The following is a 12,496-nucleotide window of genomic DNA, read 5'->3' as shown; positions in this document are numbered from 1 at the left end:
GAAGGCCCGCTACCTGCTGGCACAGGTGAGCGGGCCGGATGATCCGCACAACGAATCGAGAGGAGTATCACCCATGAGCTACGAACAGGCAATCGCCGCGCTGAACGATCAGTGGTCGCAGGGCGACATGGATAGCGATGAGTATGCGCTCGAGCGGGAGCGCCTCGACTATGAGCGCGGCGAGATGATGAGCGCGCAGGACGCGCCGGAGGTGGCCGCATGAGCATTACGACGCTGATCCTGGGCCAGTCTGGCACCGGCAAGACCGCAAGCCTGCGCAATCTCGACCCATCGAGCGTGGCGCTGATCAAGGCGACCGAGAAGCCCCTGCCGTTCCGTGCGGCAGGCTGGAGTCAATTCACCACAGATGCCTGGGGCAAGATCATCCAGGCGGCGCGCCAGGCGGTCGCCAACGGCAAGGAGGTCATCGTCATTGACGACTTCCAGTACATCATGGCCAACGAGTTCATGCGCCGCAGCGAGGAGAAGGGCTTCGAGAAGTTCACCGAGATCGCCCGCCACGCCTGGGAGGTGATCAACGCCCTGTCGGCCCTGCCGGCGCACGTCCGGGTCTACATCCTGAGCCACACGCAGGACGACGACTACGGCCGCACCAAGATCAAGACGATCGGCAAGATGCTCGACGAGAAGATCACCCTCGAGGGGCTGTTCACCACCGTCCTGCGCACGCAGGTCAACGACGGCCAGTACCAGTTCCGCACCGTCAACAACGGCAGCGACACCGTGAAGGCCCCCATGGGGCTATTCGACACCGACACCATCGACAACGACCTCGCCGAAGTAGACCGCCTCGTTGTGGACTACTACGGCATCACCGCCCCGCAAGCACAGGAGCAGGCATCATGACCACCGCATTCACTTACAACGAGGACCAGGCTGCCGCGGCTGACGGCGGTAGCAGCGAATACTTGCTGGAGAGCGCGGTGGTGCGAGGCACGATCACCGCCGCCCGCTGGACGCTGGCCAATAACAGCCGGGCCGAGTTCCTCCAGTTCGACTTCGAAACCGAGCAAGGCAAGAAGGCCAACTACATCAACCTCATCTTCAAGGACAAGGAAGGCAAGCCGCTCCAGTTCGGCGAGGAGCGCATTCAGGCGCTGATGGGCTGCACCGGGGCACAGAGCCTGTCGCGGGTGCAGAAGGGACAGGAAGTGACGTGCCCCGAGCTGGTGGGGCGCAAGGTGGCGCTGGCTCTCGAGGTGCGCTACTTCCCCAAGACCAACAGCGACAAGCCCGGGTTCGGCTTCGACGTCAAGGCCATCATGTCGGCCAAGTCAGGTATCACCATCGGCGAGCATCGCGAGGGCAAGGGGCCGGAAAGCAAGGAGTACTGGGCCGGACAGTTCGCGGCCAACCCGCACGGCAACAAGGCCGAGGTCGAAGCCAAGATGGCTGGCGGCGCGCCTGCCGGGCAGGGCGCTCCTCAGCAGCAGGGCGGAGGATTCAGCTACGGCGCCCCGGATCCGGGCGGCCCTGCACCGGGAGCTCCCGAAGACTTCGACGACGAGATCCCGTTCTAGCACGAGATTAACGTATCACAAGGCCGCCATCGAGCGGCCTTTTCTTCTGGAGGATCCGGCATGTCATCTCTCTACGCACTGACCACCGAGTTTCAACAGCTCGCCGACATGGACGCCGGCAACGACGAGGACTTCGCCGCCGCGCTGGCCGACACTCTGGACGCCACCAGCGAGCAGCTCGAGGACAAGATCGAGGCGACCATCATCGTCTCGCGGCAGCTCGAGGCCGACGCCGAAGCCTGCAAGGCTGAGGCCAAGCGCCTGACCGAGCGCGCCAAGGCGTTTGAGCGTAACGCCCAGGCGTGCAAAGACCGCGTACTGTGGGCAATGGAGGCGACCGAGCGCAAGAGCGTCAAGCGCCAGTTGTTCACCATCACCCGTGCCGCCGGCCGGCCGGTGGCGGCCATCGACGACGCTGACGCGCTGCCGGATGACTACCTCGTCACCAAGACCACGACCAGCCCCGACAAGAAGCTGATCCTCGACGCGCTCAAGGGCGGCGAGGACGTGCCGGGCTGCCACCTCGACGCGGGCAAGCCGTCGCTGCGCGTCAGCTAACCGAATCAGCCCAGCGGGCGGTGGCGCCAGTAACCACCCGCAGCCAGCACACGACCGCCTCCCCGCCCTACCCCGTCACCATTCCAGCATAGGGGCTGGAGTGTCGGGCCGGGCGTACCGCGCCGCGGCAGGCGTGCGCGCTGACCGGCCACCCCTCCGAGATGGGGCATTGATTCCAAGGCCTCGGCAGCGCCGGGGCTTTTTCATGCCAGGGAGAGACGCATGACCGCAACCGCCGAGACACAGGCACCCGATGCCGCATACGAGCAGCTGGCCGAGCGCAACGCCGAGCTGGAGAACGAGAAGCGCGAGCTACTGGACCGTCTCGCCAAGTTCGAGACACCCATCATGACGCTGCGCGCAGAGTGGCAGCAGGAGGCGTGCGCCCGGGTCGCCGATGCGCTGCGCAACGGCATCTTCGACTGGGACAAGATGGGCGGCGATCCCAAGGAGCAGGCCGCCAATATCGCCACCATCGTCGGTAACGACATTCGCCGGGAGGCCGGCCCGACGGAGGAGACCGCCGCATGAGCATCGACATCGACAAGCTGGAGGCGCTGGCCCAGGCGGCGACGCCTGGGCCTTGGAGCATGGCCGAGGACGGATCGCCAGTGGTCAACGCCGGCGGCCGAGCAGCACACCTCATCGGTCCGCCCGGCTCCGACGAGGAGGCGGCGGCGAACACGCAGTTCATCGCCGCCACCGATCCTGACGCCATCCTCGCCCTGATCGCCCGGCTGCGCGAGGCAGAGGCAGCAGCCGCCGAGCGCGACGCCCTGGCGGCGCATGTGGAGCAGATTACCAGGGCGCCCGCAACCCACGAAATTCTGGAGGAGATACATCGCCGCGCCGGGAAGGAGTGGAGCGGCGATTTCATTGTCACCATCAATCGGGATGAATACGAGGCATTCGAGGCTGAGCAAGAGGCACTGCTTAGCACGACGCCCGCCACCTCCCTCGCCCGCCGGGATGTCGTGAAAGGAGCCGGATTGCTAACCCTGCTGATCGATAAGGCAGAGGGGCGCGGTGACAATCACTGGACCCTGAAGGAGCTGAAAATGGTGCGCGATGAATTGCGCCGCCAAGCCGAGCAGGCCGACACGGCCAAGGAGGACGCATGAAGCCGGGAGCCTATGGGATGTGGCGCCTCGACGCCGATGGACAGCGCATCGAGAGGTCCGCCGAGAAGACGCCGAACGGGCGCGACATGAACAACGCCCGGAGAGTGGCCAGGCGGCTCAAGTTCGAGGCGCTATGCCGTCGCCACGGCCTCAAGCCAGAGACGGTGCGCGCCCGGACCAATCCCCGCAAAGGCGGCATGTCGCTACGGGAGGCGCTGCGCACGCCGATCATGCGCGGCGGCCGACAGAAACGGTCGGCTGAATGGTCAGCCCAGGCCCGCGGGCATTGGCAGGAATTCGGAGAGGCCCGGGAGGCCAAGGATTCATCCTGAGCACCATGCCACTCAGAAACCGCCGCCCCGCCCATTCCTGAGCAATATCCCGCACATCGCCGCCCTCGGGCGGCTTTCCTGTTTCCAGGGCCCCGACCCACATTGAGACGAACGAGAGAGGTTGCCATGAGTGCAGCAGAGGATTACTACAGCAGAGAGGACGCCGAAGCGGCGCACCAGGGAGAGGACCTGGTTTTCCTGACGACGAAGGCCGCGATGGAGAAGCTGGGGTTTTCCCGAACGACGCTGACCGCCAAGCGCCAGAACGACCCGACTTTTCCGAAGCCTGTTGTGCTCGCAGCCGGTGACGGACGCCGTCGAAGCATCTGCTGGGTTAAGTCAGAGCTCGAGGAATGGATGCGCGAGCAGATGAAAAACCGCGGCTGAATCACCCTTCCGCCCCTGCGTCCTGCGGGGGCAGCCCCGCCCTTCCTGTATGGCGTCATGTATGTTGGCGACCACATACCAACCTAAGACATTGATCTTCATACCTCATTTCGATCCATACCAGGGATCACATGCCGCCAGAAGAAGAATGGTCGTCGGAAGCGCTTACGAAAGCGCGCCTAGCCTAGCAGACGGCGCCGGCACGAGGCCATGCCGTCGCGGCGAAACATGCCGCCACAACGAAAAGAGGCGCCCGAAGGCGCCTCTTTCACTCGCGAGATGCCCCGACTGGCCGGGGCAAGGGCTCAGTCGGAGATCACTCCCACTCGCCCAGCTCGACGCGACGGTTCTCGGCACGGCCGGCGTCGGTCTCGTTGCTGGCGACCGGCTGGGCTTCGCCGTAACCGATGGTACGCATGCGGTTACGCTCGACACCCTGGGAGGCCAGGTAGTCGGCCACGGAGTCGGCACGACGCTGGGACAGGTCTTCGTTGTAGCTGTCGCTACCCACGGCGTCGGTGTGGCCTTCGATGCGAACGCGGACGTTCTCGTTGGCCACCAGCTTGTCGGCGACGTCGTCGAGGATGCTCTCGGCACCCATGGTCAGGGTCGCGGAGTCGAACTCGAAGTTGACGTCACGCAGCACCAGGTCCTCGACGCAGCCCAGGGCGTTGACCTCGGCACCGGCCGGGGTACCCGGGCACTGATCCTGGTAATCCGGCACGCCGTCGTTGTCGGAGTCCAGCGGGCAGCCCACGGCATCGACGGCCACGCCGGCCGGGGTACCCGGGCACTGGTCGTTGGCGTCGATCACGCCATCGCCGTCGGTGTCTTGGGGAGCCGGCTCGGCCTTCTTGTTGGGCTCGGCACACAGCAGGGCACCGATGGTGGCACCGGCGGTACCGCCAACGGCTGCACCGGTGTCCTCGTCGGACTCGCTGGAGGAGGCATAGCCGATGCCGCTGCCGATCAGGCCACCGGCCAGACCGCAAACCGCCGGATGCTGGTACCAGGCACGATCGGAAGAGGCGCTATCGCCCATGCCGGAGGATTGAGAGGCCGAGCTCGCGCAGCCGGAGAGGCCGACGACGAGAGCGGAACCGAGCAGCAAACCAGTCGTTGATTTTTTCATGTAAGACTCCTTCTTCACACAAATCCGAATGGACGTCTCGGGGACGCCATTCGTGAGGTCCGATGGTGTTAGCCAGCGGCGGCGAACAGCGTTCGCCTACACCGATCAAGAAAGCACGAAAATGTGATTTAAGCCAGCAAGCACCGCAGGATGGCACCGGCGTCCTTCCACATATCAGCCATCTACGATACCTGTACAAGGTTGCCGGAGGTGATCGTCAGATGCAATCGCTGTCTGCCCGATCGCTCTTCCACGCGGACGGAGTCCAGTACCTCATCATCAGTGCAGGGACGCCGGCCATTCACGACGGAATCGCAGCACCGCGCCCGCCGCCTCGATCACGGCGTCGCGCATTTCGTCCTCCACGGCCAGGCGCTCACGATCCTCCTGAAAACGCGCCTTCGGCGTCAGCGCCTGACGCGCGGAGTGCGTATGCAGGTGGCGAGTGCGACCATGCACCTCGCCGAAGGCACGAAATTCGGGGCGCTCGACCAGGCTCGGGTCGAGAATGTCGAGCAGCGTCTTGCAGCGCCAGGCGCCTTCGGTGATGTCGACCTGCTCCTGCTGCAGGGCCGAGGCCACCAGCTCCAGGTTCTCCAGGCAGTTCTCATGGGCGCGACGCAGCTCCTCCTCGCGGAAGGCCTTGCGGCGGCGCACCTCGCGCCACAGCGTCACGGCATAGGCCGCCAGGCCGGCCACGATAGCCAGGGCAATGCCCAGCAGGATCAACGCGGTAGTAAGGGACATTCAGGCTCCCGAAGACATCGAAGGGTAGGGTCACGCATTTTATACTCTGCCCCGCAACGCCCCAATCCCCCTCAGGACCTTCACGGCAAGGAGCCATGCATGAGCGATTCGGAGAGTCATCCCACCACCGCGGCCCGCATCGGGCTGATACTCGGCCCGCTGTGGCTGCTGATGACGCTGACGCTGCCGCCGCCCGGCGGCATGAGCGAGAGCGCCTGGGCCTGCGCCGGACTGGCCCTGCTGATGGCGACCTGGTGGTCGACCGAGGCGATCCCGATTCCCGCCACCTCGCTGGTGCCGCTGGTGCTGATCCCGGCACTGGGCCTCGGCGACATCAAGCAGGCCGCCACGAGCTACGCCAACCCGATCATCTATCTGTTCCTGGGCGGTTTCCTGCTCGGCATTGCCATGCAGCGCTGGAACCTGCACCGCCGCATCGCACTGCACGTGCTGCGCGTGGTCGGCCACGAGCCACGCCGCCAGATCGGCGGCTTCATGCTGGCCACCGGCTTTCTCAGCATGTGGGTCTCCAACACCGCCACGGCGATCATGATGCTGCCCATCGGCATGTCGGTGATCAGCCTGCTGGACGACAGCGATCCCGATGAACTGGCCCGCTACGCCACCGCCCTGCTGCTGGCCATCGCCTATTCCGCCAGCATCGGCGGTATCGCCACCCTGATCGGCACGCCGCCCAACGCGCTGCTGGCCGGCTACCTGGCCGACAGCCGGGGTATCGATCTCGGCTTCGCCCAGTGGATGCTGGTCGGTCTGCCGGTCAGCGTGACGATGATGATCTGCGCCTGGTGGTGGCTGACACGCCGCCGCTTTCATCTGGCGGGCGGCGACGACAGTGCCGACATGGTACGCCGCGAACTGGCGTCGCTCGGCCGCAGCAGCGCCGCCGAGCGCCGCGTCGGCCTGATCTTCCTGCTGGCCGCCCTCGCCTGGGTGTGTCGTCCGCTGCTCAACCAGGCCGGCCTCGACTGGCTGTCGGACACCGGCATCGCCATCGCCGCCGGCATCGCGCTGTTTTTGGTGCCCTCGGGTGACGGCAGCGGCGAGCGCCTGATGACCTGGGACGCGGCCCAGTCGCTCCCCTGGGGCATCCTGCTGCTGTTCGGCGGCGGCCTGACCCTGGCCGGCGCCATCAGCCGGTCGGGACTCGCCGAATGGATCGCCCAGCGACTCGAGATCTTCGGCGCCTTCCCGCTGCTGGCCCTGATCGGCGTGGTGGTGCTGGTGATCATCTTCCTCACCGAGGTGACCTCCAACACCGCCACCGCGGCGGCGTTCCTGCCGCTGCTCGGGGCGCTGGCCGTGTCGCTGGATATCTCGCCGCTGCTGATCACCGTGCCCGCGGCCATCGCCGCCAGCTGCGCCTTCATGATGCCGGTGGCCACGCCACCCAACGCCATCGTGTTCGCCACCGGCCATCTGCGTATCCGATCGATGATCCGCGCCGGCTTCGCCCTCAACCTGATCGGCACCCTGCTGGTCAGCCTGCTGGCCTATCCGCTGGTGACGCTGTTCTGGTAAGCCGAGGGAGCGCTGGCCGACGCCACCTGCGGCACCGGCCAGCGCCATCGCCACCCCGCCAGCAACAGGCTGACCACCAGACACAGGGCTCCCGCCGTGTGCAGCAGCGCCAGCCACAGCGGCAGCCACATAAGCACGTTGGCCACGCCCAGTGCCGCCTGGGCCAGGCCGGTGCCCACCGCCAGCGCCAGCCAGGGGCGCATCGCGCGATCGCGGCCATGACGCCAGCCCAGCACCAGCAGGCACGCCAGCAGCGCCGCGCCGCCGAGACGATGCCCCACCTGGATGGCGCTGCGCGCCTCGGCGTGCAGCTGGCCATAGAGATAGCTGGGCCCCACCGCCTGAGTCAGATGGAAGCCCTCGCCCCAGTCCAGCGCCTCGACCCAGCGCCCGTTGCAGGTGGGAAAGCCCTGGCAGGCGATACCGGCATAATTGCTCGAGGTCCAGCCGCCCAGCGCCAGCTGCAGCACCAGCGCCAGCAGCGTCGCCCGCCACAACGGTGTCAGGCGCCGTGGCCGCATCACCGCAGGAGCCCCGAACGCCAGCCGGCGCAACCGCAGGTGCAGCCACAGGAACATCGCCATCACCGACAGCCCGCCGAGCAGGTGCAGAGTCACCACCTGCGGCCACAGCTTGAAGGTCACGGTAAGGGCACCGAAGGCGCCCTGCACCGCCAGCGCGACCAGCAACCCCAGGGTCAGCCGCCAGGGATAGTCGTCACGACCGCGACGCAGGCGCAGACCGCGTGCCGCCAGCAGCAGCGCCACGGCGATCAGCCCCGCCGCCAGATAGCGATGCAACATTTCCATCCAGGCCTTGGTCGCCTCGAGCGGCCAATGGGGGCTATGCGCCAGGGCCCGCTCGGCATCGGGCACCAACGGCGCACCGTAGCAACCCGGCCAGTCGGGACAGCCGAGTCCCGCATCCATCAGCCGGGTCGCTGCCCCGACCAGCACCACCAGGGCACAGAGCCCGGTACCGGCCAGGCTGAGCCGCATCACGCTTCGCCATGCCGGAGACGCCTGGAAGAGTCGCATCGCCTTCCTCCTTTCTCGCTGACCGCTCGCTCACCGCCATCACTCGGGCTGGAGACGCGCCATGGGCGGTTCGGGATTGCGCTCGAGCAGCAGCTCGACGTCCTCGAGCACCCTTGCCGTCTCGATGTCCGGGGCATAGGCCAGCACCGCGCGGCCGTCGGGGTCGAACACCCACAGCCGGCCCGGTGAGCGCCAGGATGCCGCTTCCGTCCAGCTGGCCGCCGAGGCGCCGGGCAGCGTCTCGCCGCTGCCGCCGAGGCGCAGCCGGCTGATGCGATGGGCGTCTCGTCCCAGCGCCCGATGCAGTCGCCACCAGCGATCGGCCTGGGCGTCGCACGACGCCGGACAGTCGAAGGCCAGCACCCAGTCGTCGGCGCCCTGCCTGGCCATGCCGTCGAGCGGCCAGGCCTCGAGCGGCGGCAGGTCCGGCGTCAGCTGGCCGTGGGCGGTGCGGCCCTCGGGAATGCCCAGCCGCCACTCGACCATGCCCCAGGCCACCGCCATGGGCAGCAGGAACACCGCAAACAGCGCCAGCAGCTTGAGTCGCGACGAGACGGGAGACACGCGGGCGTCGGCGGGCATCGGCTTACTCCTCTTGGGCGGGCGTGGAGAGAGATGAAAGGGCGCGATCTCGCACCAGGCGACGGCCTCCCAGCCACATGACCGTCAGCGCGGCGAGCGCCAGACCCCACCATTGGAAGGCATAGGCCCGGTGACGCTCCGGCGGCAGCACCGCGGGCGTCCACCAGGACTCGAGGTGGCCGGGGCCTTGTTCCAGATGCAGCCAGCCGGCATGGGCGAAGCCCTCCAGCGCCGGCCAGGCGGAGAGCGTGATACGCTGCAGTCGCCGACCCTCGCGATTCGGCCCGAACAGCGGTGCGCTGTCGCCGGCGACCTGCCAGCGTCCGCTGAGCGTCACCGAGCCCTCGGGCGTGGCCACCGACGGCGTCTTCCGGCGGGTACCGGTAGCCAGGAAGCCGCGCTGCACCAGCCACAGTCGCCCCTCCTCGTCACGCAGCGGTGTGAGGGCGGCCACGCCAAGACGGTTGCCATGGGTGCGATTGTCGAGAAACAGCGTCTCTGCGCCGAGGTACTCGCCGCGCAATGTCAGCCGGGCGCCGTCCGGCGGCGCTGCGACGGGTGCCTCCAGCCGCGGCGCCGTCTCGTAGCGCAGCAGCAGCTCGCGCTTGTCGGCGGCCCGCTGCCACTGCCATAGTCCCAGTGCCAGCCCGAGCGCGACGACCAGGCTCCAGCACAGGATCCAGAGCCCCAGCCGACGGCCGTTCCCGCCACGCGCGACGGCGTCTTTCACGGAGTGTGAGATGCTACTCAAGACCCTGATCGCCCTCGTTTTCCTGGCCATGGTGGCGAGCCTCGTCGCCGGCGCCGGGTTTCTGATCAAGGACGGCGGCCGCTCGCGGCGCGTCCTCGTCTCCCTCAAGCTGCGCGTCGCCCTGGCGACGCTGCTGCTGGCCCTGCTCTTCTACGGTTTCCATGTCGGCCGCCTCGGCTGACACGCTCAGAGCGAACGTGCTCGGAACACACGCACTCAGAACACACGCACTCAGAACACACGCACTCAGAACACATAGACGAAGGTGAACAACCCGATCCACACCACGTCGACGAAGTGCCAGTACCAGGCCGCGGCCTCGAAGCCGAAGTGATCGTCACGGCTGAAGTGGCCGCGCACCACCCGCGCCAGGATGGCAATCAGGATGATGGTGCCGATGATCACGTGCAGGCCATGGAAGCCGGTCATCAGGAAGAAGGTGGCGCCGTAGATGCCGGCCTGCAGGGTGAGGCCGTAGTGGGCGTAAGCCTCGTAGTATTCGACGCCCTGGACGACGATGAAACACAGCCCGAGCAGCACGGTGCCGGCCAGCCAGTGTCGCGCCGTGGTGCGATAGCCTTCCTTGAGCGCTTCGTGAGCCACCGTCAGGGTGATGCTGGAACCGACCAGGATCAGGGTATTCACCAGTGGCAACTGCCAGGGCGACAGCACATCACGGGGCCCTTCGATGCCCTCGCCCGGCGGCTCGAGCAGCGGCCAGGAGGCGGTGAAGTCGGGCCACAGCAGGGCCGCCACGCCCTTGGCGCCCTCCCCGTCCAGCCACGGCAGCGCGAAGGTGCGCACATAGAACAGCGTGCCGAAGAAGGCCGCGAAGAACATCACCTCCGAGAAGATGAACCAGCCCATGCCCCAGCGGAAGGAGCGGTCCATCTGGGCATCGTAGAGTCCACCGCGCGACTCGTGGATGACGTCCCGGAACCACAGCGTCATCACCGCCAGCACGGCCAGCAGGCCGACCACCATCACCGGCATGCCGACCACCCCGAAGACCAGCAGCGTGCCGGTGCCGACCATCATCGCCCCCAGCGCCAGCGACGCCAGCACCGGCCACTTGCTGGAAGGGGGAACGTAGTAGCTTCCACCGCTCATGTGCGATCTCCTCCGCCGAGAGACGGCTCAGTGCTGCCGGGGCACGAACTCCGGCGGCGTCTCGAAGGTGTGCAGGGGCGCCGGGCTCGGCACCGTCCACTCCAGGTCCTCGGCGCCATCCCAGGCACGGGCCGGCGCCTTCTCGCCGCCGCGCACGCACATCACCACCACCACCACGAACAGCAGCTGGGACAGCCCGAACAGGAAGGCGCCGATGCTGGTGATCATGTTGAAGTCGGCGAACTGCAGCGCGTAGTCGGGGATCCGTCTCGGCATGCCGGCCAACCCGGCGAAATGCATGGGGAAGAAGGTCAGATTGACGCCGATCACCGAGAGCCAGAAGTGCCACTGGGACAGTCGCAGGTGCGGGTAGTGGCCGGTCCACTTGGGCAGCCAGTAATAGACGCCGGCCATGATCGCGAAGACCGCGCCGGGCACCAGCACGTAGTGGAAATGCGCGACCACGAAGTAGGTGTCGTGGTACTGGAAGTCCGCCGGCGAGATGGCCAGCATCAGCCCGGAGAAGCCGCCGATGGTGAACAGCACCACGAAGGCCAGGGCGAACAGCATCGGCGGCTCGAAGGTGATGGAGCCGCGAAACAGCGTGGTCACCCAGTTGAAGACCTTTACCCCGGTCGGCACCGCGATCAGCATGGTGCTGTACATGAAGAACAGCTCGGCCACCAGCGGCAAACCCACCGTGAACATGTGATGCGCCCAGACCAAAAATGACAGGATGGCGATGGACGCCGTCGCGTAGACCATGGAGGCGTAGCCGAACAGCGGCTTGCGCGCGAAGGTCGGGATGATCACCGAGACGATGCCGAAGGCCGGGAGGATCATGATGTAGACCTCCGGATGGCCGAAGAACCAGAAAAGATGCTGGAACAGCACCGGGTCGCCGCCGCCGGCGGCGTTGAAGAAGCTGGTGCCGAAGTTGATGTCCATCAGCATCATGGTGATCACCCCGGCCAGCACCGGCATCACCGCGATCAGCAGGAAGGCGGTGATCAGCCAGGTCCACACGAACAGCGGCATGTCCATCAGCCGCATGCCCGGCGCCCGCAGGTTGAGAATGGTGGCGATGATGTTGATCGCCCCGAGGATCGAACTGATGCCGGCCAGGTGCAGCGAGAGAATGAAGAAGGTGGTGGACGGTGGCGAATAGGTGGTGGACAGTGGCGCGTAGGACGTCCAACCGAAGTTGGGCGCCCCGCCGGGCATGAAGAAGGTCGACAGCAGCAGCGTGAAGGCCACCGGCAGCAGCCAGAAGCTGAAGTTGTTGAGCCGGGGCAGCGCCATGTCCGGTGCCCCGATCTGCAGCGGCACCATCCAGTTGGCGAGCCCGACGAAGGCCGGCATCACCGCGCCGAAGATCATAATCAGCCCGTGCATGGTCGTCATCTGGTTGAAGAATTCGGGCTCGACCAGCTGCAGACCCGGCTGAAACAGCTCGGCGCGGACGACCATGGCGAACAGGCCACCGATGAAGAACATCGCCAGCGACAGCAGCATGTAGAGCGTGCCGATATCCTTGTGGTTGGTGGTCAGCAGCCAGCGCTTGAGTCCACCCGGTGGCGAGTGCGGCTCGGCGGCCACCCCCGCGGAGCTGGGCTGGCTGTGCTGCGTGGTCGACTTGGGAGGCAGGTGCGAAGCCAT

Annotated in this window: 17 protein-coding genes; 10 read left to right on the top strand and 7 right to left on the bottom strand. The window is 66.7% G+C overall.

Going from position 1 to position 12,496, the window contains the following annotated elements; all coding sequences use genetic code 11:
• The first annotated feature begins 73 nt into the window (after positions 1 to 73).
• The 8 genes from FIU88_RS19120 (at position 74) to FIU88_RS08020 (ending at position 3,939) form a co-directional block, all read left to right on the top strand.
• The gene (locus tag FIU88_RS19120) at positions 74 to 223 is read left to right on the top strand and encodes a hypothetical protein (protein WP_172977676.1); all 150 of its coding nucleotides are present in this window, start codon (positions 74 to 76) and stop codon (positions 221 to 223) included.
• Positions 220 to 867 carry an AAA family ATPase gene (locus FIU88_RS08050; RefSeq protein WP_152478830.1) on the top strand — a complete coding sequence of 216 codons (648 nt, stop codon included), beginning with the start codon at positions 220 to 222 and terminating at the stop codon, positions 865 to 867. The genes FIU88_RS19120 and FIU88_RS08050 overlap by 4 nt, the downstream gene beginning before the upstream one ends.
• On the top strand, positions 864 to 1,541 hold the full coding sequence (locus FIU88_RS08045; protein WP_152478829.1) for a hypothetical protein: 678 nt from the start codon (positions 864 to 866) through the stop codon (positions 1,539 to 1,541). The genes FIU88_RS08050 and FIU88_RS08045 overlap by 4 nt, the downstream gene beginning before the upstream one ends.
• Positions 1,542 to 1,601: 60 nt before the next feature.
• Positions 1,602 to 2,099: a siphovirus Gp157 family protein gene (locus FIU88_RS08040; protein ID WP_152478828.1), complete on the top strand. Its 498-nt coding sequence runs from the start codon at positions 1,602 to 1,604 to the stop codon at positions 2,097 to 2,099.
• 222 nt (positions 2,100 to 2,321) lie between these two features.
• Complete coding sequence (locus FIU88_RS08035) at positions 2,322 to 2,630, top strand: hypothetical protein (protein WP_152478827.1); 309 nt, start codon at positions 2,322 to 2,324, stop codon at positions 2,628 to 2,630.
• Positions 2,627 to 3,220 (top strand): hypothetical protein, encoded by a 594-nt coding sequence (locus tag FIU88_RS08030; RefSeq protein ID WP_152478826.1) that lies wholly within the window; start codon positions 2,627 to 2,629, stop codon positions 3,218 to 3,220. The genes FIU88_RS08035 and FIU88_RS08030 overlap by 4 nt, the downstream gene beginning before the upstream one ends.
• On the top strand, positions 3,217 to 3,552 hold the full coding sequence (locus FIU88_RS08025; protein WP_152478825.1) for a hypothetical protein: 336 nt from the start codon (positions 3,217 to 3,219) through the stop codon (positions 3,550 to 3,552). The genes FIU88_RS08030 and FIU88_RS08025 overlap by 4 nt, the downstream gene beginning before the upstream one ends.
• Before the next feature lie 126 nt (positions 3,553 to 3,678).
• The gene (locus FIU88_RS08020) at positions 3,679 to 3,939 is read left to right on the top strand and encodes an AlpA family transcriptional regulator (protein WP_152478824.1); all 261 of its coding nucleotides are present in this window, start codon (positions 3,679 to 3,681) and stop codon (positions 3,937 to 3,939) included.
• Positions 3,940 to 4,255: 316 nt separating this feature from the next.
• On the opposite strand, the gene FIU88_RS08015 is transcribed toward FIU88_RS08020, so the two are convergent.
• Both FIU88_RS08015 and FIU88_RS08010 read right to left on the bottom strand, forming a co-directional pair.
• Positions 4,256 to 5,071 (bottom strand): OmpA family protein, encoded by an 816-nt coding sequence (locus tag FIU88_RS08015; RefSeq protein WP_026068403.1) that lies wholly within the window; start codon positions 5,069 to 5,071, stop codon positions 4,256 to 4,258.
• A gap of 279 nt (positions 5,072 to 5,350) precedes the next feature.
• Positions 5,351 to 5,818 carry a DUF2489 domain-containing protein gene (locus FIU88_RS08010; protein ID WP_152478823.1) on the bottom strand — a complete coding sequence of 156 codons (468 nt, stop codon included), beginning with the start codon at positions 5,816 to 5,818 and terminating at the stop codon, positions 5,351 to 5,353.
• A gap of 99 nt (positions 5,819 to 5,917) precedes the next feature.
• On the opposite strand from FIU88_RS08010, the gene FIU88_RS08005 reads away from it, so the two are divergent.
• Positions 5,918 to 7,357 carry a DASS family sodium-coupled anion symporter gene (locus FIU88_RS08005; protein ID WP_152478822.1) on the top strand — a complete coding sequence of 480 codons (1,440 nt, stop codon included), beginning with the start codon at positions 5,918 to 5,920 and terminating at the stop codon, positions 7,355 to 7,357.
• Here the strand turns inward: FIU88_RS08005 and FIU88_RS08000 are convergent.
• From FIU88_RS08000 to FIU88_RS07990, 3 genes are read right to left on the bottom strand one after another with little or no spacing between them, the layout of a single operon-like run.
• The gene (locus FIU88_RS08000) at positions 7,330 to 8,394 is read right to left on the bottom strand and encodes a heme A synthase (RefSeq protein ID WP_152478821.1); all 1,065 of its coding nucleotides are present in this window, start codon (positions 8,392 to 8,394) and stop codon (positions 7,330 to 7,332) included. The genes FIU88_RS08005 and FIU88_RS08000 overlap by 28 nt on opposite strands.
• 39 nt (positions 8,395 to 8,433) lie before the next feature.
• The gene (locus tag FIU88_RS07995; RefSeq protein WP_016854822.1) at positions 8,434 to 8,976 is read right to left on the bottom strand and encodes a hypothetical protein; all 543 of its coding nucleotides are present in this window, start codon (positions 8,974 to 8,976) and stop codon (positions 8,434 to 8,436) included.
• Positions 8,977 to 8,980: 4 nt separating this feature from the next.
• Positions 8,981 to 9,706, bottom strand: a complete 726-nt coding sequence (locus tag FIU88_RS07990; RefSeq protein ID WP_152478820.1) for an SURF1 family protein — start codon at positions 9,704 to 9,706, stop codon at positions 8,981 to 8,983.
• Between the two features lie 10 nt (positions 9,707 to 9,716).
• Between FIU88_RS07990 and FIU88_RS07985 the strand changes: the two genes are divergently transcribed.
• Positions 9,717 to 9,908 carry a DUF2909 family protein gene (locus FIU88_RS07985; RefSeq protein ID WP_152478819.1) on the top strand — a complete coding sequence of 64 codons (192 nt, stop codon included), beginning with the start codon at positions 9,717 to 9,719 and terminating at the stop codon, positions 9,906 to 9,908.
• A gap of 65 nt (positions 9,909 to 9,973) precedes the next feature.
• On the opposite strand, the gene FIU88_RS07980 is transcribed toward FIU88_RS07985, so the two are convergent.
• Together FIU88_RS07980 and ctaD are read right to left on the bottom strand one after the other, a co-directional pair.
• Entirely contained in the window at positions 9,974 to 10,837 is an 864-nt protein-coding gene (locus FIU88_RS07980) for a cytochrome c oxidase subunit 3 (RefSeq protein WP_152478818.1), read from the bottom strand.
• A 27-nt stretch (positions 10,838 to 10,864) separates the two neighbouring features.
• Positions 10,865 to 12,496 (bottom strand): cytochrome c oxidase subunit I, encoded by a 1,632-nt coding sequence (gene ctaD / locus FIU88_RS07975; protein WP_152478817.1) that lies wholly within the window; start codon positions 12,494 to 12,496, stop codon positions 10,865 to 10,867.

Origin of the sequence: Halomonas sp. THAF12, assembly GCF_009363675.1 — a bacterium.
Classification (GTDB): domain Bacteria; phylum Pseudomonadota; class Gammaproteobacteria; order Pseudomonadales; family Halomonadaceae; genus Halomonas; species Halomonas smyrnensis.
The sequence above is the reverse complement of the archived record's forward strand: the minus strand, read 5'-3'. Positions and strand labels throughout refer to the sequence as shown.

Bases quoted from the DNA above. Each gene is read 5' to 3' on its own strand.
- FIU88_RS19120 (WP_172977676.1), top strand. From the start codon at position 74: ATGAGCTACGAACAGGCAATCGCCGCGCTGAACGATCAGTGGTCGCAG.
- ctaD (WP_152478817.1), bottom strand. From the start codon at position 12,496: ATGGCTTCGCACCTGCCTCCCAAGTCGACCACGCAGCACAGCCAGCCC.
- FIU88_RS08030 (WP_152478826.1), top strand. From the start codon at position 2,627: ATGAGCATCGACATCGACAAGCTGGAGGCGCTGGCCCAGGCGGCGACG.
- FIU88_RS08040 (WP_152478828.1), top strand. From the start codon at position 1,602: ATGTCATCTCTCTACGCACTGACCACCGAGTTTCAACAGCTCGCCGAC.
- FIU88_RS08050 (WP_152478830.1), top strand. From the start codon at position 220: ATGAGCATTACGACGCTGATCCTGGGCCAGTCTGGCACCGGCAAGACC.
- FIU88_RS08000 (WP_152478821.1), bottom strand. From the start codon at position 8,394: ATGCGACTCTTCCAGGCGTCTCCGGCATGGCGAAGCGTGATGCGGCTC.
- FIU88_RS08015 (WP_026068403.1), bottom strand. From the start codon at position 5,071: ATGAAAAAATCAACGACTGGTTTGCTGCTCGGTTCCGCTCTCGTCGTC.
- FIU88_RS08025 (WP_152478825.1), top strand. From the start codon at position 3,217: ATGAAGCCGGGAGCCTATGGGATGTGGCGCCTCGACGCCGATGGACAG.
- FIU88_RS07995 (WP_016854822.1), bottom strand. From the start codon at position 8,976: ATGCCCGCCGACGCCCGCGTGTCTCCCGTCTCGTCGCGACTCAAGCTG.
- FIU88_RS08010 (WP_152478823.1), bottom strand. From the start codon at position 5,818: ATGTCCCTTACTACCGCGTTGATCCTGCTGGGCATTGCCCTGGCTATC.
- FIU88_RS08005 (WP_152478822.1), top strand. From the start codon at position 5,918: ATGAGCGATTCGGAGAGTCATCCCACCACCGCGGCCCGCATCGGGCTG.
- FIU88_RS07985 (WP_152478819.1), top strand. From the start codon at position 9,717: ATGCTACTCAAGACCCTGATCGCCCTCGTTTTCCTGGCCATGGTGGCG.
- FIU88_RS08020 (WP_152478824.1), top strand. From the start codon at position 3,679: ATGAGTGCAGCAGAGGATTACTACAGCAGAGAGGACGCCGAAGCGGCG.
- FIU88_RS07980 (WP_152478818.1), bottom strand. From the start codon at position 10,837: ATGAGCGGTGGAAGCTACTACGTTCCCCCTTCCAGCAAGTGGCCGGTG.
- FIU88_RS08045 (WP_152478829.1), top strand. From the start codon at position 864: ATGACCACCGCATTCACTTACAACGAGGACCAGGCTGCCGCGGCTGAC.
- FIU88_RS08035 (WP_152478827.1), top strand. From the start codon at position 2,322: ATGACCGCAACCGCCGAGACACAGGCACCCGATGCCGCATACGAGCAG.